The organism is Micromonospora sp. NPDC005979 (assembly GCF_040614415.1).
In the GTDB taxonomy this organism is placed as follows: Bacteria; Actinomycetota; Actinomycetes; order Mycobacteriales; family Micromonosporaceae; genus Micromonospora.
Map to the genome: position 1 here is coordinate 79,239 of NZ_JBEXUR010000008.1, position 18,187 is coordinate 97,425.

14 protein-coding genes are annotated in these 18,187 nt (G+C 73.6%); 4 read left to right on the forward strand and 10 right to left on the reverse strand.

The genetic code is table 11. The annotated features are described in order from the left end of the window. Positions 1–104 precede the first annotated feature (104 nt). Genes nudC through ABZ272_RS15335 form a run of 3 tightly spaced genes read right to left on the reverse strand, consistent with a single transcriptional unit; the run spans position 105 to position 3,717 of the window. Positions 105–1,064: an NAD(+) diphosphatase gene (gene nudC, locus ABZ272_RS15325; protein WP_355050576.1), complete on the reverse strand. Its 960-nt coding sequence runs from the start codon at positions 1,062–1,064 to the stop codon at positions 105–107. Continuing rightward, positions 1,061–2,410, reverse strand: coding sequence for a pitrilysin family protein (locus ABZ272_RS15330; RefSeq protein WP_355050577.1), 1,350 nt, complete (start codon positions 2,408–2,410; stop codon positions 1,061–1,063). Before ABZ272_RS15330 ends, nudC begins: the two co-directional genes overlap by 4 nt. Beyond that, positions 2,407–3,717, reverse strand: a complete 1,311-nt coding sequence (locus ABZ272_RS15335) for a pitrilysin family protein (protein ID WP_355050578.1) — start codon at positions 3,715–3,717, stop codon at positions 2,407–2,409. Before ABZ272_RS15335 ends, ABZ272_RS15330 begins: the two co-directional genes overlap by 4 nt. Before the next feature lie 218 nt (positions 3,718–3,935). Here ABZ272_RS15335 and ABZ272_RS15340 point away from each other — a divergent pair, with 218 nt between their 5' ends. From ABZ272_RS15340 to ABZ272_RS15355, 4 genes are read left to right on the forward strand one after another with little or no spacing between them, the layout of a single operon-like run. Then, entirely contained in the window at positions 3,936–5,000 is a 1,065-nt protein-coding gene (locus ABZ272_RS15340; protein ID WP_355050579.1) for an ABC transporter substrate-binding protein, read from the forward strand. After that, positions 4,997–5,776 carry an ABC transporter ATP-binding protein gene (locus tag ABZ272_RS15345; RefSeq protein ID WP_355050580.1) on the forward strand — a complete coding sequence of 260 codons (780 nt, stop codon included), beginning with the start codon at positions 4,997–4,999 and terminating at the stop codon, positions 5,774–5,776. Before ABZ272_RS15340 ends, ABZ272_RS15345 begins: the two co-directional genes overlap by 4 nt. Then, positions 5,766–6,650, forward strand: coding sequence for an ABC transporter permease (locus ABZ272_RS15350; RefSeq protein ID WP_355050581.1), 885 nt, complete (start codon positions 5,766–5,768; stop codon positions 6,648–6,650). The genes ABZ272_RS15345 and ABZ272_RS15350 overlap by 11 nt, the downstream gene beginning before the upstream one ends. A 3-nt stretch (positions 6,651–6,653) precedes the next feature. Then, complete coding sequence (locus ABZ272_RS15355; protein ID WP_355050582.1) at positions 6,654–7,091, forward strand: Rrf2 family transcriptional regulator; 438 nt, start codon at positions 6,654–6,656, stop codon at positions 7,089–7,091. A gap of 216 nt (positions 7,092–7,307) precedes the next feature. Here ABZ272_RS15355 and ABZ272_RS15360 read toward each other — a convergent pair whose 3' ends face one another. From ABZ272_RS15360 to ABZ272_RS15390, 7 genes are all read right to left on the reverse strand, one after another. Beyond that, the gene (locus tag ABZ272_RS15360; protein ID WP_355050583.1) at positions 7,308–7,508 is read right to left on the reverse strand and encodes a hypothetical protein; all 201 of its coding nucleotides are present in this window, start codon (positions 7,506–7,508) and stop codon (positions 7,308–7,310) included. Between the two features lie 201 nt (positions 7,509–7,709). Further along, positions 7,710–9,026 carry a DEAD/DEAH box helicase gene (locus tag ABZ272_RS15365; protein WP_355050584.1) on the reverse strand — a complete coding sequence of 439 codons (1,317 nt, stop codon included), beginning with the start codon at positions 9,024–9,026 and terminating at the stop codon, positions 7,710–7,712. A 224-nt stretch (positions 9,027–9,250) separates the two neighbouring features. Continuing rightward, positions 9,251–9,454, reverse strand: a complete 204-nt coding sequence (locus ABZ272_RS15370; protein WP_007464836.1) for a cold-shock protein — start codon at positions 9,452–9,454, stop codon at positions 9,251–9,253. A 226-nt stretch (positions 9,455–9,680) separates the two neighbouring features. Further along, positions 9,681–13,103, reverse strand: a complete 3,423-nt coding sequence (locus ABZ272_RS15375; RefSeq protein WP_355050585.1) for a UvrD-helicase domain-containing protein — start codon at positions 13,101–13,103, stop codon at positions 9,681–9,683. Then, complete coding sequence (locus ABZ272_RS15380) at positions 13,100–16,600, reverse strand: ATP-dependent DNA helicase (RefSeq protein ID WP_355050779.1); 3,501 nt, start codon at positions 16,598–16,600, stop codon at positions 13,100–13,102. The genes ABZ272_RS15375 and ABZ272_RS15380 overlap by 4 nt, the downstream gene beginning before the upstream one ends. Positions 16,601–16,726: 126 nt before the next feature. Further along, positions 16,727–17,272: a TIGR00730 family Rossman fold protein gene (locus ABZ272_RS15385; protein WP_355050586.1), complete on the reverse strand. Its 546-nt coding sequence runs from the start codon at positions 17,270–17,272 to the stop codon at positions 16,727–16,729. After that, entirely contained in the window at positions 17,272–18,135 is an 864-nt protein-coding gene (locus tag ABZ272_RS15390; protein WP_355050587.1) for a TIGR00730 family Rossman fold protein, read from the reverse strand. The genes ABZ272_RS15385 and ABZ272_RS15390 overlap by 1 nt, the downstream gene beginning before the upstream one ends. Positions 18,136–18,187: the final 52 nt, after the last annotated feature.

The following is an 18,187-nucleotide window of genomic DNA, read 5'->3' on the forward strand; positions in this document are numbered from 1 at the left end:
GGCTCGGCTCCCCCGCCGCGTCATACCGCTCCCACCGACCACGGCGGCCCGTGTTCCCGGCCCGTGACCGTCGCGGCAACGGCGGCCACGGGCCGGGACCGTGCTCACCGCCCGGCGTCCACCCACCCGTCCAACCAGCGGTGGATGAGGAACAACGCGATCGACGACGGCGGCGGCAGGATCAGCTGAGCCCCGTCCCCCACGTCCACGGCCCGCCCCGCGCACGCCGCCCCGATCTCCTCCCGGGTGAACCACCGGGCGTACGCGATCTCGGACGGGTCGACCCGCACCGGGTCGGACGGGTCGGCGGTGGCCAGGAAGCCCAACATCAGCGAGCCCGGGAACGGCCAGGCCTGGCTGCCGACGTACCCGATCCGCTCGACCGCGATGCCCACCTCCTCGCGGACCTCGCGCAGCACGGCGGCCTCCGCCGACTCCCCCGGCTCGACGTAACCGGCCAGGCAGGAGTAGCGCCGCCCGCCCGGGGTGCCCGGCCAGCCGGCGTTGTTGCCGAGCAGGCAGCGGCCTTCGGGGCCGTCGACGCCGTCGTGCACCAGCACGATCATCGCCGGGTCGGTACGCGGCCAGATCCGCCCGCCGTTGCGATCCACCCGCGACCAGCCGGCCTCGTCCATGACGGTGGGCGCGCCGGTCGCCGACGAGTAGCCGTGCCGGGTGTGCCAGTTCAGCAGCGCGAGCGCGGTCGTGAAGAGGCCCGCCTCCCGATCACCCAGCAGGTGGCCAACCTCCCGCAGGTTGACCGCCCGGGTGCCCGGCAGCACCGGCAACGGGGCGTCGACCGCGAACACCGGCACCCCGTCCGGTTCGACACCGAGGAACATCGCCGTCGACTCGGCGCCGGCCGGCGCGTCGGCCGCGCCGAACAGCACCAGCGTCGGAGGCGACACGTCGGTACGCGCGAGCGTCCGCCCGTCGTTGGTCGAGTCGAGCAGCAGCACCCGGCCGCGCAGCCACGCCTCGGTCAACCACTGCGCGTCCCCCCGGCGGTGCGCGGCCCGATCCAGCGTCGAGCGCGCCAGCGGTGGCGCGCCCTCGCCGCTCACGGCTGCACCGGCTCGGTGTGCACGGGCGTCAGCGCGGTCAGCCCCGGGGTGATCCGCGCGGCGTCGCCGAGCACGACGACCACCGCCCGGGCGGGCGCGAGGTAGTGGGCGGCGGCCCGGGCGACGTCGTCGACGGTCGCCGTCGCGAGGCGGGACGCGTACTCGGCCAGGAAGTCCAGGCGCAGGCCATTGCCGGCGTACGCGCTGGTCAGCGCCGCCAGACCGGCCTGGGTGGACATTCCGAGCTGGAGGGTGCCCAGGGCGTACTGGCGGGCCTGCTCCAACTCCTCGGGCTTCGGCGGCAGCGAGGCCAGCCGACCCAACTCGTACGTGGTCTCCAGGAGCGCCGGGCCGGTGACCTCGGTGGCCACCTCGGCGCCGGCGACGAGCACCGATCCGGCCACCGAGTGCTCGATCACCGAGTGTGGGCCGTACGTGTATCCCTTGTCCTCGCGGATGTTCTCCACCCAGCGGGACGAGAAGTAGCCGCCGAAGATCAGGTTGGCCAGTTGCAGCGGTGCGTGGTCGGGGTCGGTACGCGGCACGGCGGGTAGCGCGACACGCAGCGAGGACTGCACCGAGCCGGGCCGATCGACCAGCAGCAGCGGCCCCGGCGTCAGCGGCGGGGTGGCCGGCAGGGTAGCCGTACGCCCGGCCCCGGCCCACCCGGCGAGCGCCCGCTCGGCCGCGTCGAGGGCCTTCTCCGGCTGCACGTCGCCGACCACCACCAGCTGCGCCCCGGCGGGGTGCACCCGCTCGGCGTGCAGGCTGCGCAGCGCCGCCGGTCGTACGGCACGGAGCTGGGCCGGCTCCGGGGTCTGCGTGGCGTACGGGTGCCGCCCGTAGATCCTCTTCAGGAGCGCCTCGCGCGCCAGGTGCGACGGCTGGCTCTGCGCGACCTGGATCCGGTCGATGAGCCGGTCTCGCTCGGCGGCCACCTCGTCGTTCGGGTAGCTGGCGCCGGTCAGCACGTCGGCCAGCAACTCCAGCATCCGGTCCAGGCCGGTGACCAGCCCCGCGCCGGAGATCATCAGCCGGTCCGGGTCGACTCCCGCGGATAGGCCGCCGCCCACCTTCTGCAGCTCGGCGGCGAGCTGCACGCTGGTCATCGACTCGGTGCCGGAGAGCATGGTCTGGGAGAGCATCGCGCCGCGCGCGAGGTGGGCACGGCCGAACGGCACCCAGAGCCGCAGCTCGACCAGGGGCACGGCGGGCCGGCGTACCGCGATGACGGTGAGCCCGTTGCCCAGCGTCCGCTCGGCCGCCTTGGGCACCTTCAGCTTGCGGGTGGGCCCGAGCGGGGGAAGCGTACGCGGCCCGACGGTGGCGGTGGTCGTGGTCGTCATCGGGTACCTCCGGGGATGACCTCGACGCTCGCGCGGCGTTCCGGGCGCAGGGTGGCCGCGGCGGCCCGGACCTGCTCCTCGGTGACGTCGCCGACCAGTCGGGGCAGGTCGTTGAGCAGGCCCGGCTCGCCGCGTTGCTGTTCGAGGACGGCCATCCGCAGCGCCCGGCCGAGGACCGCGTCGGTGTCGCGGAGCAGGTGGGTGGCCATCCGAGCCTGGGTGCGGGCCAGCTCGCCGTCGGTCAGCCCGTCGGTGGCCAGCCGGTCCAGCTCCTCGTCGATGGTGCGCAGCACCTTGTCCACGTCGCCGCCGGGCGGCAGGTGCGCCTGCAACAGCAGCGCCGTGGGGTCGCGGACGTCGAACGGGTCGCCCATGAAGCCGAGGTAGCCGCCCAGGCTGGTCACCGTGCGGTCGCGCTGCACGAGGCGTTCGACCAGGCGGGACGCTTCGCCGTCGGTGAGCACCTCGGCCAGCACCACGTACGGCAGGTAGGCGGCGAAGTCGCCGACCGGGTCGGGCACCCGCCACGCGCCGGCCACCGCCGGCAACGGCGCCAGGGCATCCGTGTACGAGCTGCGCCGCTCGGCGGTCAGGTCGGGCTCGGTGAAGTCGGGTCGTCGTGGCGCGGGACGGGCCGGCACGTCCCCGAAGTGCCGGGTCACCAGCTCGGTCGCCTCGGCCACGTCGATGTCCCCGCTGACCGCCAGGACCGCGTTGCCGCTGGCGTAGTAGCGACGGAAGAAGTCGGCGGCGTCGGCGACGGTGGCCGACTCCAGGTCGTCGAAGGAGCCGTAGCCGTCGTGCGCGTTCGCAAAGGTGTCGAACATGACCGGCGGCAGGGTCAGCCAGGGGAAACCACCGTACGGCCGGCTGAGCACGTTGACCCGGATCTCCTCCTTCACGACGTCGACCTGGTTGCGCAGGTTCTCCTCGGTCAGTCGGGGCGCCCGCATCCGGTCCGCTTCGAGGAACAGGGCGCGTTCCAGGGCGTTGCTGGGCAGCGTCTCGAAGTAGTCGGTGTAGTCCAGGTGGGTGGAGCCGTTGAACGTGCCGCCGGCACCCTGCACGTGCCGGAAGTGGGCCAGCTTCTCCAGGTTCTCCGAGCCCTGGAACATCAGATGCTCGAAGAGGTGGGCGAAGCCGGTACGCCCCTGGGGTTCGGAGCGGATGCCGACGTCGTAGACCACCGCCACCCCGATCACCGGGGCGCTGCGATCGGGGGTGAGGACCACCCGCAGGCCGTTGTCGAGGGTGAACCGCTCGACCGGATACTTCGTCGCTGGAATTCTGGATCTCCGCGCCGCCACGGGATCGACCCTAGCGCGTCGGCACCCCCGCCACCGGCGACCTCCGCGCAGCCGCTGCCACCGGCTTGGGAGGGCGACCATTTACCACAGCAAGACAGTAGGAAATGCCGACATAACTGAGACGCCCCTTCCCGGTATGTGGATGCCCCTTGACGCTGCCCACAGCCTGGCCCAGTCTTCCTACCAACTAAGTAGGAATACTGCGGATTGGATGGACGATGAGACGCCTCCCCCTGCGCCGGTTGGTCACCCTGGCCACCCTCACCGCTCTCGGCGCGGCGACCCTGGGCAGCACCGCCGCGTGCGGCGACGACAGCGAGGGCGCGGGGGGCGGCTCCGGCCCGGTGACCCTGCGGCTCGGCTACTTCCCCAACATCACCCACGCGCCGGCCGTCGTCGGCGTGGAGAAGGGCATCTTCGCCGAGAAGCTCGGCGCCGACGTCAAGCTGGAGCCGAAGACCTTCAACGCCGGCCCGGCCGCCATCGAGGCCGTCTTCTCCGGCGCGCTGGACGCGACCTACATCGGCCCGAACCCCACCGTCAACGCGTTCTCCAAGTCCAAGGGTGAGGCGGTCCGGGTCGTCTCGGGCGCCGCCTCCGGAGGCGTGGCGCTGGTCGTCAAGCCCGGCATCAACGGCCCACAGGACCTCAAGGGCAAGAAGGTCGCCACCCCGCAGCTCGGCAACACCCAGGACGTGGCCGTCCGCTACTGGCTCAAGCAGCAGGGGCTGACCACCACCAAGGAGGGTGGCGGCGACGTGAAGATCGTGCCGCAGGAGAACGCCCAGACGGTGGAGACCTTCAACTCCGGCGCGATCGACGCCGCCTGGGTGCCCGAGCCGTTCGTGTCCCGGCTGGTCAACGCCGGCGGCAAGGTGCTCGTCGACGAGCGGGACCTGTGGCCGGACAAGAAGTTCGTCATCACCAACCTGCTGGTCAGCACCAAGTTCCTCAAGGCGCACCCGGACGTCGTGCAGAAGCTGGTCGACGGCCAGGTCGCCGCGAACGATTTCGTCAACAGCAAGCCGGACGAGGCCCAGCAGGCCATCTCCGACGCGATCGGCAAGATCACCGGCAAGCCGCTGGACCTCAAGCTGATCAAGCAGGCATGGCCGACGTTGGAGTTCACCAACGACCCGATCGCCACCTCGCTCAAGGCCGGGCTCGACCACGCCGTCGAGGTCAAGCTCACCGAGCCGGTCGACCTCAAGGGCCTGTACGACCTGACGTACCTCAACAAGTCGCTCAAGGCCGCCGGCAAGCCCGAGGTCACCCAGCCATGACGTCGACCACGACGACGCCGCAGAGCGCGACCACCGCGGTCGCGCTCTCCGGCGTGACGAAGGTGTACGGGCGCGGCGCGAACGCCGTACTGGCCCTGGATGGGGTCTCCCTCGACGTCGCGCCGGGCGAGTTCGTCTGCCTGGTAGGCGCGTCCGGCTGCGGCAAGAGCACCCTGCTCAACCTGGTCGCCGGTCTGGACCGACCGAGCGGCGGCACGATCGGCATCGCCGGAGACGCCAACCCGGGCCTGATGTTCCAGGAGCCTGCACTGTTCCCGTGGCTAACCGTCGAGGCCAACGTGGAGGTGCCGCTGAAGCTGCGGGGCCTCTCCCGCGCCGAACGCCGCGACCGGGTGGCCGAGCTGCTGCGCACGGTGCACCTCGCCGACTTCGGCCGCAAACGCCCGCACGAACTGTCCGGCGGAATGCGCCAGCGGGTCGCGCTGGCCCGCACCCTGGCCCTGGACACGCCGGTGCTGCTGATGGACGAGCCGTTCGGCGCGCTGGACGCCATGACCCGCGACATCCTGCACGACGAGTTGGAACGCATCTGGTCCGAGCGCCGGCTCTCGGTCCTGTTCGTCACGCACAACGTGCGCGAGGCCGCCCGGCTGGCCGATCGCATCATCCTGCTCTCCAGCCGCCCCGGCCGGATCATCTACTCCACCGAGGTGGACATCCCACGGCCACGACGGATCGACTCGCCCGAGGTCGCCGCCATCGCCGCCGAGGTCACCGAACGACTCCGTACGGAGGTGGGCCGCCATGGCCAGTGACACCCTCACCAGCTCGGCGCGTACCGACGCGGAGATCACCGGACTGGACGCGCTGGAGATCGCCGGTCGGGAGAAGGAGGTCTCCCGGGGCACCCGGCTATGGGCGTCCACCTGGCCGAAGCTCGCCGCGCTGGCCATCGCCATCCTCGCCTGGCAGCTTGTGGTCTGGTCGGGCTGGAAGCCGCCGTACTCCCTGCCCGGCCCGTTGGTCGTGGGCCGTGAGCTGATCACCCAGGCCCAGGGCCCGCAGCTCTGGGAGGGCCTGCTCACGACGCTGCGCCGAGCGGCCGTCGGGTACGTCTTCTCGGTCGCGGTCGGCCTGCTGCTGGGCCTCGCGGTGGCCCGGTCCACGGTGCTGCGCGCCGCCATCGGCTCGATGATCACCGCGTTGCAGACCATGCCGTCGATCGCCTGGTTCCCGCTGGCCATCCTGCTGTTCGAGCTGAGCGAGAAGGCCATCTTCTTCGTGGTGGTGCTCGGCGCGGCACCGTCCATCGCCAACGGCGTGATCTCCGGAGTGGACTACGTCCCACCGCTGCTCCTGCGCGCCGGCCGCAACCTGGGCGCCCGTGGGCTCAACCTCTACCGGTACGTGATCGCGCCGGCCGCGCTGCCGGCGATCGTCGCGGGCCTCAAGCAGGGCTGGGCGTTCTCCTGGCGGAGTCTGATGGCCGGCGAGCTGATCGTGGTCGGCATCTCGCAGACGTCGCTCGGCGCGCAGCTCACCTACTCCCGGGAACTGTCCGACGCGCCGTGGCTGCTCTCCACGATGATCGTCATCCTGGTGCTCGGCCTGGTCGTGGACGCCGCGTTCGGCGCGGCGGACAAGGCGATCCGACGTCGCTGGGGCGTGCTCGACCAGGCGGGCAACTGAGCGGTGTACGTCTCCGCGCGCAGCGACTACGCGCTCCGGGCGATGCTCGCCGTCGCCGCCGCCGCACCGGGCGGCGACGGCGTCGGCGAGCTGGTGAAGGCGGGCAGCCTGGCCGAGGTGCAGGAGATCCCGCTCAGCTTCCTCCAGGGCATCCTGCTCGACCTGCGCCGCGCCGGCCTGCTGCACAGCCATCGCGGTGCCGATGGCGGGTACGCGCTGACCAGGCCGGCCACCGAGATCACGGTCGGGGACGTGCTGCGCGCGGTCGGTGGGTCGCTGACCACCGTGCGCGGCCTACCGGCCGAGCGGGCCGGCTACCACGGGGTGGCCGCCGGGCTCACCGACGTCTGGCTGGCGGTGCACGGGGCGATCGCCACCGTCGTCGACAGCACCACCCTGGCAAACCTGCTGGCCAACAACCAAACCCGAACCGCCCCCTGACCCCGCCCGCGCCCGCGCCCGCGATCTTGCGCTTTCTGCGGCGACGAAAGGGACGTGAAACAGCGAATCAACAATAGAAACTGCAAGATCGGCGCGATGGGGGCGCGACGGGCGTGCGGCGGTGTGGTCGGGCCGGTGCCCCGCCGGCCCGACCACACCTCGTACCGATCCTGACCGGGCCTGCCCCTCCGCCGGCACCGGTCGGCCGGTCGCTGCTCAGCCCCGGTGCTCGACCGTCGGGCCGGAGCCCGGGTCGCCGGGACTGCGCAGCTCCACCAGACCGGCGGGAGCGTTGCCCGCCGTGGTGGCATGCCAGGGGCCGAAGGCCGCGAGCATGGCGAGGAGCAACCCGGCGAGCCCGACCACGACCACCAGGATCAGTTCACGCACCGCCCCCGAGCCGGCTTCGCCCACCATTGCTGCTCCTCCCCCGCGCCGGACCTCCGCCCGGCTCCCCCGCTGGTCAGCTTCGACCACCCGGGAGCACGGCACAGTCGGCCAGCCGACCCAAGGGAGGCTGATTACCGATTCAACCGAACGGTCAAGTGGCGGGAAGCGGTACGGAACGAACCGACCCGCCCAGCCGAAGCGGGGCGGGTCGGTGTCGTGCGGAGAAGATCAGACCGTACGCGGGCGGCGCGGGCGGCGGGACCGGCCCGACGCGCGGTGCGCGGAGCGGGGCGCGCCGTCCGTGGCTGCCGAGCCACCTGCGGCCCGTCCCCGGTTGGCGGCCACCGGCGGCGCGGCGATGGTGACCGGCACACCGGAGGGCTCACGCGCCCCGGTGACCCGGGCCAGCGCCTCGTCACCGGAGCGCACCTGGACCGACTGCGGCCGGATGCCGGCGGTGGCCATCAGCCGGGACACGTCGCGGCGCTGCTCCGGCAGGACCAGCGTCACCACCGAGCCGGACTCGCCGGCGCGCGCCGTCCGACCGCCCCGGTGCAGGTAGTCCTTCGCCTCGGTCGGCGGGTCCACGTTGACGACCATGTCGAGGCCGTCCACGTGGATGCCGCGCGCCGCCACGTCCGTGGCGACCAGGGCGGTCACCTGACCGTTGCGGAACTGCTCCAGGATGCGGGTGCGCTGCGGCTGGGACTTGCCGCCGTGCAGCGCGGCGGCGCGTACACCCTTGGAGAGCAACTGGCGGGCGAGCCGGTCGGCGCGGTGCTTGGTGCCCATGAACAGGATGGTGCGGCCCTCGCGGGCGGCGATCCGGGTCAACGCGTCGGGCTTGTCGAGCGCGTCGACGTGCAGCACGTGGTGGGTCATCGCGGTGACCGTGGCGGTGCCCGGGTCGACCGAGTGGGTGACCGGACTGCTGAGGAAGCGGCGGACCAGCCGGTCCACGCCGCCGTCCAGGGTGGCGGAGAAGAGCATCCGCTGGCCCTGCGGGGCGACCTGCTCCAGCAGCTTGGTCACCTGCGGTAGGAAGCCCATGTCGGCCATCTGGTCGGCCTCGTCCAGCACGGTGATCTCGACCTGGTCGAGCCGGGCGTCACCGCGGTTGATCAGGTCGTGCAGCCGGCCGGGGGTCGCCACGACCACCTCGGCGCCGGCACGCAGCGCGTCGGCCTGGCGCTGCAACGACAGTCCGCCGACGACGGTGGCGCACCGCAGCCCGACGGCGCGGGCGTACGGGGCCAGCGCGGTGGTCACCTGCTGGGCCAGCTCACGGGTCGGCACCAGCACCAGGGCCAGCGGGCGACCCGGCCGGGCCTTGCGGCCGGCGGTGCGCGAAAGCAGGGGGAGCCCGAAGGCGAGCGTCTTACCGGAGCCGGTACGGCCCCGGCCGAGCACGTCCCGGCCGGCGAGCGAGTCGGGCAGCGTGGCCGACTGGATCGGGAACGGCTCGGTGATGCCCTGCGCGGTCAGGGCGCTCAGCAGCGCCGGCGCCAGACCGGTATGGGCAAAAGACGGAATAACTGTGGTCACGCAGAAGCCTTCCTCGACGCGGCACGTGTCGAGGGAGGGCGCCGAACCCGGCGCTGTCACCGGCGGAACAAGGCCGCCAGGACTCACAAGCACGAACCGATTAGGGTACGGGCCGGCCCGCCGCCGAGCCGCCGCCCGCGTTACGCGGGTCGACAGCGGGGCGGGCCGGTCCCGTCACCGTCACACCCGGAGGGGGCGACGGGTACTACGAACCGATCCGAAGATCAGAGCGGACGGATGTTCTCCGCCTGCGGGCCCTTCTGGCCCTGGGTCACCTCGAACTCGACCCGCTGGTTCTCGTCCAGGCTCCGGTAGCCGGAGGACTGGATCGCCGAGAAGTGGGCGAAGACGTCAGCGCCGCCGCCGTCCGGGGTGATGAAGCCGAAGCCCTTGTCAGCGTTGAACCACTTCACGGTGCCAATAGCCATGTGTTTCGTCTCCTTGACGGAACGTCGGACGCGCACTTGTTGCGCGCCCGAAGAGGAGCGCTCCGCGCGGGGATGCGCGAATCGCCTGTCGCTTCTGGTCGCCCCGCCCGGAGAACTCCGGACACAACAAAGAGCGCCTGGGGCCACAATCCCGCCAGGCGCACACAGAGTCTCTGGTAACCAAAACTGCAACCCGGTCAACGTACCACGGATTTCCCCGTGGTGGTCAAACTTGGCCGGAATCCACGGGCAAGTGAGCGATCATGGCGGTGAGCCCGGTCACGTCCAGCAGATCGGTCGGACGGACGGTCGCCCCGTCCCGCACGTAGTGGAACGCCGCGCCCACCCGCTCGACGTCGACACCGGCCAGCTCGGCCCAGGCCAGCCGGTACACGGCCAACTGGACCGCCGCCACATCCGCCGCCGGGCCGGTGGGACGCGCGCCGGTCTTCCAGTCGACCACGTCGAACCGCCCGCCCGGGCGGGCGAAGACCGCGTCCATCCGCCCCCGGACCACCACCCCCGCGATCACCGTGGCGAACGGCACCTCCACCTCGACCGGCACCCGGTCGGCCCACTCGCTGGCCAGGAAGCGCTCCTGGAGCTCGACCAGGGCTTCGTCCGGCGCGGCGTCCGCATCCGCCGCGCCGGGCAGTTCGTCCACGTCGAGCAACCGGTCGGCGCCGAAACGCTGCTCCAGCCACGCGTGGAAGGCGGTGCCCCGGCGGGCGTACGGATTCGGCTCGGTGGGCACCGGGCGGCGCAGCGTACGGGCCAGCGCCGCCGGATCACGCCGCAACGCCACCAACTGGGTGACGCTGAGCTGCCCCGGCAGGGCCACCTCGACCGCGCCGGAGAGCCGGGTCAGCTCGGCCCGCTCGGCCAGCAGCAGGTCCGCCTCCTGCCGCCAGCGCGCCACCTCCGGGTCTGCGGTCTCGACCGTCTCGGCGTCCGACCCGGTCGACGGCAGCGCGCCGGCGACCGCCGGCCCGACCGGCCCGGGCAGCGTCGACGCCGGACCGTCGGTCATCAACCGGCGGACCAGTCCGGCCGCCTCGGCCAACGCCGGCCGGCGGCCGCCCAGCGGGTCGGCCGGCCACTCCGCGCGGAGCACCACCTCGGCCGTCGGGTTCGTGGCGTCCGGGGTGGGCTCCGGCGTCCACGTGTCGACCAGGTGCCCGGGACCGCCGTCCAGGCAGGCGTCGTACACCTCGCGCAGGAAGACCGACGGACCTCGCGGTCGCTTCGTACCCTCGCCCCACCAGTAGCCGGAGCAGAGCAGCAGCCGGCGCGGCCGGGTGACCGCGACGTACGTCAGCCGACGCTCCTCCCGCTCGTCGTGGGCCCGCCAGGCATCGGTGAAGTCGGCCACCGCCCGGGCCACGGCACGCTGGTCGGCAGCCTCGTCGAGCGCCAGCTCGGGCAGCCCGTCGGCGTCCCCCCGCAACGGGAACGGCAGCACGCCCAGACCGCCCAGCCAGTGGTCGGAGTTGCGGACCGGACCGGGCCACGAGCCACGGCACAGACCCGCCACCGCCACCACGTCCCACTCCAGGCCCTTCGCGGCGTGTGCGGTGACCACCTGCACCGCGCCCTCCACGACCTCGACCTCGCCCGGGGCCAGGCCGCGCTCCTCGTCCTCGGCGGCGGTCAGGTAGGACAGGAAGCCGGAGAGCGTCGCGCCGGGCGTCTCACCGCTGAAGCGGGCCGCCACGTCGGCCAGGGCGTCCAGGTGACCCCGCGCCAGGCCGGCGTCGCCCGCGCCGTCGCGGCCGGCGCGCACCGCGACCTCCACGTCCAGGCCGATGGTCCGCTCGATGTCCGCGATCAGGTCGGGCAGCGCCTGGTCCAGGCGGTAGCGCAGCAACGCCAGCTCGGTGCCGTACGCCCGCAGCCGCGCGAACCCCTCCGCCGAGTACGCCTGCGCCGGCCCGAGATCGGCCAACGCCTCCACCAGGGTCGCCTCGTCCAGCAGGTCGGGGCTGATGTCCGAGTCCTCGTCGGCGGCCACCTGTTGGCGGGCCTTCGCGATGCCCCGCGCCCGTCGGTGCAGCGCCACCAGATCACGCGGCCCGATCCGCCACCGCGCGCCGGTGAGCAACCGCAGCAGCGCGGCCCCGTCGGTCGGGTCGGCCAACACCCGCAGCGTGCACACCACGTCGCGGACCTCGGGAGTGTCCAGCAGGCCACCCAGCCCGACCACCTCGACCGGGAGGCCGCGCTCGCGCAACGCCGACTCGATCGCCGGGATCTGGCTGCGCACGCGGACCAGCACGGCCGTCGTCGGACGCTGCGCCACCGGGATGTGCTCCGGTGCCGCACCGGGCATCCGGGCCGCGCCACGCCACGCGGCGAGCACGCTGTCGGCGATCCACGCGGCCTCGTCGGCGTACGTGTGCAGCAGCGCGCAGTGCACCGTGCCACCGGCCGCCCCACCGGGGCTGCGGTGCGGAATCGGGTCCCGGACGGTCAGCGCGGGGCGCAGCTCCGGAACCCGGGCGCCGGCCGCCCGCAACGGCGTGGACAGCGCGTTCGCCACCCGCAGGATCTCCGGGCGGTTACGCCAACTGGTGGTCAACCCCAACGCCCGCGCGGGCTCCCCGTCGACCCTGGCGAACTCGGTGGGGAACCGGTCCAGGGTGCCGGCACTGGCCCCCCGCCAGCCGTAGATGGACTGGCACGGGTCACCCACCGCGGTCACCGGGTGCCCGCCACCGAACAGCGCGTTGAGCAGCACCACCTGCGCGTGGCTGGTGTCCTGGTACTCGTCGAGTAGCACCACCCGGAAGCGGTCCCGCTCGATCTCGCCGACCGCCGGGTGATCCCGCGCCACCCGGGCCGCCCGGGCGAGCTGGTCGGCGAAGTCCATCGCCTCGAAGTCCAGCTTGCGCCGGGCGTACGCCCGCACCAGCGGCAGCAGGCGCAGCCGGGTCTGTTGCAGGGTGAGCGCCTTGCGCACGTCGGCGTAGACCCGGCCCGGTCGCGACTGCACCTCGGCGAAGAACCGGCCGGTCCAGGCCGCCAACTCGTCCGGGCCGACCAGGTGCTCGTCCAACTCCCCGGCGAGCGCCAGCACCGCGTCGGTGATGGTGCTCGGCATCCGGTCCACCTCGGACATGTCGCCGTCGTAGTTGCGTACCAACAGGTCGACCAACTGCCAGCGGGACGCCTCGGTGAGCAGCCGGGTCGACGGCTCGTAGCCGGCCCGCAGACCGTGCTCGGTGACGATCCGCCCGGCGTACGAGTGGTAGGTGGAGACGGTGGGCTCACCGGCGAGCGGGTCGTCGAGCGGGTCGCGGTTCTGCCGGCCGATCCGGCGGATCAGTTGGTCGAGCCGGGTCCGGACCCGGTGCGCCAGCTCACCGGCCGCCTTGCGGGTGAAGGTCAGCCCCAGGATCTGCTCCGGGCGCACGTACGAGTTGGCCACCAGCCAGACCACCCGCGCGGCCATCGTCTCCGTCTTGCCGGACCCCGCGCCCGCGACCACCAGCAGCGGCTCCACCGGGGCGGCGATGATCGCGGCCTGTTCCCGGGTGGGCGCCGGCAGCCGCAGCAACTTGGCCAGCTCCACCGGCGTGTAGCGGGGTCCGGAGTCCGCGAGCCGGGGTGTCGGCGCGATACCCGCGCCGAACAGGGTGGGCTGGGTCATGAATTCTCCGGGGGACGGACGGTCGGCGGCTCGACCACCTGGCGTCCCTGCCCGGAGACTGGACAGCTGGTCCGCACCGGGCAGACCCGGCACTTCGAGTTGGCGACCGCCGCGAACGTGGCGGCTGCCATCGTATCGGCGGTCCGCCGGACCAGCGCCGTCGCCCAGCCGGCTGCCGGGCCCTCCCCCGCGGCGGGCTGGTTCTGCTCCCGGGCGTCCTTGGCGGAGGTGCCGAGCTGCACCAGCGCCGCGCCACCGGACTCGTCGCCGAACTCGGCGAACGCCCCCGCCTCCACCGCAGCCTGGTACGCGCCGAGCTGCGGGTGCTCGGCCAGTTCGCTGCCGGTGACCGCGGTGGACTTGCCGGTCTTGAGGTCGATCACCACGAGGCGGCCGGCCTCGTCGACCTCCAGCCGGTCGACCCGCCCGGTCAGGTCGACCGGGCGCTGCGGATCGTCCAGCCGGACCGCGAACTCGTGTTCGATGGCGAGCAGCCGACGCGGGTTGGTGGCGAGCCAACGCAGCAGCTTGTCGACCATCGCCTCGGCGCGCTCCCGCTCGGGGCCGGCCATCCACCGGGCGGCCAGCTCGATCGCGTCGAACCGGGCGGCCACGTAGTCGAGCAGTGCGCCCCGGTCGGCGCTGGCGTCCTCGGCGAGCATCGCGGCGGCGTGCACCAGGTTGCCGACGCCCTGCGCGGTGCTGGTCGGGCCGCTGCCGCCGTGCCGTTCCAGCAGCCAGCGCAGGCTGCACCGCAGCGCGCTCTCCATCGCCGAGGGCGTGACCCGCACCGGCGCCCCGTCGTCGACCAACGGCCGGTCGTCGGAGAGCGCCCGCAGCCCCCACCAGTCGTCCGGGTGCGCGCCGGGCACTCCGGCGGCGGCGAGCCGCGCCAACTCGGCCGCCGCCGCGCGCCGCCGGGCCGCCGGCGCGGCCGGGTCGATGATGGCGGTACGTAGCTCGGCGACCAGCGCCGGCAGGGTGAGCGCCCGCGGCGGCCGGGTGACCGGCAGCGCACCGGGCTGGTCCGGCTCGTCGTCCTCGTCGCTCACGGCAGCGCCGTCGCCGGCCGGGCCGGTTCGCGGGCCGGGCGGGCTCGGCGGCGCGCTCGGCGGGTCGGGCGGGCCCGGCGTGTCCGGCGGCGCGGTCGGCGGGCTCGGCGGAGCGATCGGGCCCAGCTCGTGCAGGAACCGGCTGGGCTGCTCCTCGTGGTCGTCGCCGCCGACCGCCGCCGACGCCACCGCGCTGACCAGCAGGCGGTGTCGGGCCCGGCTGATGGCGACGTGGAACAGCCGGCGCTCCTCGTCGAGCAGCGCCGAGGTCTGACCCACGACGTTGGCGGCCCGGGCGCCGCCGACGGACCGGCCGGCCAGGACGTCGACCAGCCGTTCCGACCCGAGCAGGCTGCCGCGCAGGCGCAGGTCCGGCCAGATGCCCTCCTGCACGCCGGCGATCGCCACCAGGTCCCACTCCAGGCCCTTCGCGGCGTGCGCGGTGAGCAGTCGTACCGCCGCGCCCCGATCGGCGGTCGGCGCGATGGTGTCCGCCGGCAGGTCCTGGGCGAGCACATGGTCGAGGAAGACCTCGGTGCGCGCGCCCGGTAGCCGGTCGGTGAAGCGGGCCGCCGCGTCGAAGAGCACGAGCACGGCGTCCAGGTCGCGGTCGGCCGCCTCGGCCCGCCGACGCCGGGCCAGGTCGCCCTCGCCGGCCACCGGCCGCCCCTGGGCGATCGCGCCGGCCCAGCGTTCGGCCAGGCCGCTGGCGTCCCACACCTCCCAGAGGACGGTCTCGGCGGTGGCGCCCGGTTGGGCGGCGGCATCCCGGGCGGTGGCGAGCAGCCCGGCCACCGCCTGGGCCGGCTCCGCCCACCGCCGGTCGATGGTGGCCAGCTCCGTCGGGTCACGCAACGCCTCGACGATCAGCTCGCCGGACGGGCGGCGGTCACCCCCGGCCAGCGCCAGGGCGCGCAGCCCCTGCCGCAGCCGTCGTTCGGCCAGCGGGTCAGCGCCGCCCAGCGGCGAGTGCAGCAGCGCGACCGCGGCCTCCTCGTCGAGCCGGTCCGGTTCGAGGGCGCACCGCAGCAGCAGCAACAGCGGCGCCACCGCGGGTTGCAGGTGCAGCGGAAGGTCCTCGCCGTGCACCACGGTCGGGACGCCGGCCGCGTGCAGCGCGCGTCGCAGGGTCGGCAGTTGCAATGTGGTGGACCGCACCAGCACCGCCATCCGCGACCACGGCACGCCGTCCAGCAGGTGGGCCGAGCGCAGCATGTGGGCCAGCCAGGCGGCCTCGCTGGTCGCCGACCGGAAGGTGTGCACCTCGACCACGCCGGCCGGGGCGTCCGGCAGCGGACGCAGCCGGCGGTGCGCCGTCGGACCACGGAGCCGGCGGCCCAGCCGGGCCACCGCGTCGAGCAGAACCGGTCCGGCCCGGTACGACGTGCTCAGCAGCACCTGCGCGGCCGGCGCTCCGGAGGCCGTCCGGAAACGGTGCCGGAAGGTGGACACTCCAGCCGGGTCGGCGCCCCGGAAGGCGTACGTGGAGGAGTCGGGGTCGGCGAAGGCGACGAGCGGCTTGCCACCACCGGCGATGACCGAGAGCAGTTCGAGCTGGGCGGGGTCGGTGTCGGCCAGCTCGTCGACGTACACGTGGGCGAGGCGGTGACGCTCGGCGGCCAGCAACTCCTCGTCGTCGCGCAGCAGACCGGTGGCGGCCCGGACCAGTTCGGCGGGGTCGTACGCGATCGAACCCCGGTTGCTGACGTCGCGCAACGCGAGCACCTCGACGTACTCCCGCAGGAAGCGCGCGGCGGCCGGCCAGTCGGCGCGGCCGAGCTTCTCGCCCAGCCGGGCCAGGTCGCCCGGACCCACCCCGCGTTCGGCGGCGCGCATGAGCAGGTCGCGCAGTTGACCGGCGAAGGCCCGGGTGCGCAGTGCCGGCCGCAGGTCGGTGGGCCAGCCGACCGGATCGTCCTCGGGCGCCTCGCCCACCACGTCGAGCAGCTCGCGGATGATCAGATCCTGCTCGGGGCCGGTCAGCAGGCGGGGTGACGGCTCGCCGCGCTCGGCGGCGGCGCGACGCAGCAGCCCGAAGGCGTACGCCGGGAAGGTACGCACCAGCGGCTCCCGCAGCACCCGGTAGCCGTCCTGCGCGACCCGGGCCTCGATGCGCTGGCGCAGTACGGTGGCGCCGCGGCGGCCGAAGGTCAGCACGAGGATCCGTTCGGGGTCGACCCCCTCGGCGATCCGGGCGGCGACCGCCTCGACGAGGGTGCTGGTCTTGCCGGTGCCGGGGCCGCCGACGACGAGCATCGGCCCGTCGCTGTGCCCGACGACCTCGGCCTGGACGGGATCGGCGTGCCAGCGCGGACCCGTCGCCCCGGTCGTGTCGGCCGCGACGGCGAGGACGCCACCGTCCCCCGGTGCGGTCCCGTCACCCGGTGCGGTCCCGTCCCCCAGCGCCGGCCCCCCGGGCCGCCGCACCAACCGGTACGACTGCATCACCAAATCCCATCACCTCCCTACGACAGCAACCCCATCCCACGCCGCCACGCCGATCGTGAAGGTGACGGCACGACACGCCGACGGCCCTGCCGCCACCCTCACGACCGACGAGGTGGCCCGGAGTCAGGGTAGGTGGGACTCCAGCGCCTTCAGGGCCTCGGGGACCGTGGTGACCACGGTCAGCAGGTCGAGACCGGCCGGTTTGAGGAAGTGCTGGTCGGTGATGGTGTGCAACCAGTCCAGCAGGGGGCGGTAGAAGCCGTCGGCGTCGATCAGCACCATCGGCTTGGCATGCAGCGCCAGGGTGGCGGTGGTCCAGACCTCGAACAGCTCGTCCAGCGTGCCGAGACCGCCGGGCAGGGCGAGGAACGCGTCCGACCGGTCGATCATCAGGGTCTTGCGATCGGCCATCGAGTCGGTCACCAGCAGCTCGTCCGAGGCCAGGTCGGCGACCTCCAGGTCGACGAGCGCCTGCGGGATGACACCCACCGTGCGTCCACCGGCGGACCGGGCGCCGTCGACCACCGCGCCCATCATGCCGACGCAGCCACCGCCGCTGACCAGGACGTGCCCGCGCCGGGCCAGCTCCGCACCGGTCTCGGTGGCGAGGTCGAGCCAGCGTTGGTCGAGGGTACGGGAGGAGGCGCAGAAGACGCAGACGGCGGCCATCAGTCCTCCCGGGGCCGGTCGGCGGCCTGCTCAGCGGCGGCCTGCTGGTCGGCGCCGGTACGCGCCACGGCCTCGTCGCGGACCGCGTCCTGCTCGGCCGAGAGCGCCGCCTCGGCCTCGACGATGTGGCGGACGGCGGCGTTGACGTCGTCGGTGAGGCAGATCAGGTCCAGGTCCACCGGGCCGATCTTGCCGTTGGCGGCCATCGTGTCGCGCAGCCAGTCGAGCAGCCCCTGCCAGTAGGCCACCCCCATCAGCACGACCGGGAACCGGGTCACCTTGCCGGTCTGTACCAGGGTCAGCGCCTCGAAGAGCTCGTCCATGGTGCCGAACCCACCGGGCAGCACCACGAACGCCTGGGCGTACTTGACGAACATGGTCTTGCGGGCGAAGAAGTAGCGGAAGTCGATGGCCAGGTCGACCCAGTCGTTGATGCCCTGCTCGAACGGAAGCTCGATGCCGAGCCCGACGGAGAGGCCGCCGGCCTCGGTGGCGCCCCGGTTGGCAGCCTCCATCACGCCCGGCCCGCCGCCGGTGATCACCGCGTAGCCCGCGCGGGCCAGCGCGCCGCCCACCTCCTCGGCCAGCCGGCACTCGGCGGTGTCCGGACCGCTGCGCGCCGAGCCGAACACGCTGACGGCCGGCGGCAGGTCGGCGAGGGTGTCGAAGCCCTCGACGAACTCGGAGAGGATGCGCAGCGCGCGCCAGGCGTCCCTGGTCTTCCAGTCGCCGCGTCCACGCGAATCCAGCAGCCGCTGGTCGGCGGTGCTGGTCGGGATGGCACCCCGACGCAGGGTGACAGCGCCCCGGTGCCGCTCCTGTCCGGGACCGCGGCCGGCCTCCCGCCCGTTGTTCTGGCTCATGCAGCAACCGTAGTGGAGTGGCACACCGTCGGGGTCCGGGGCGGGGAGCCGG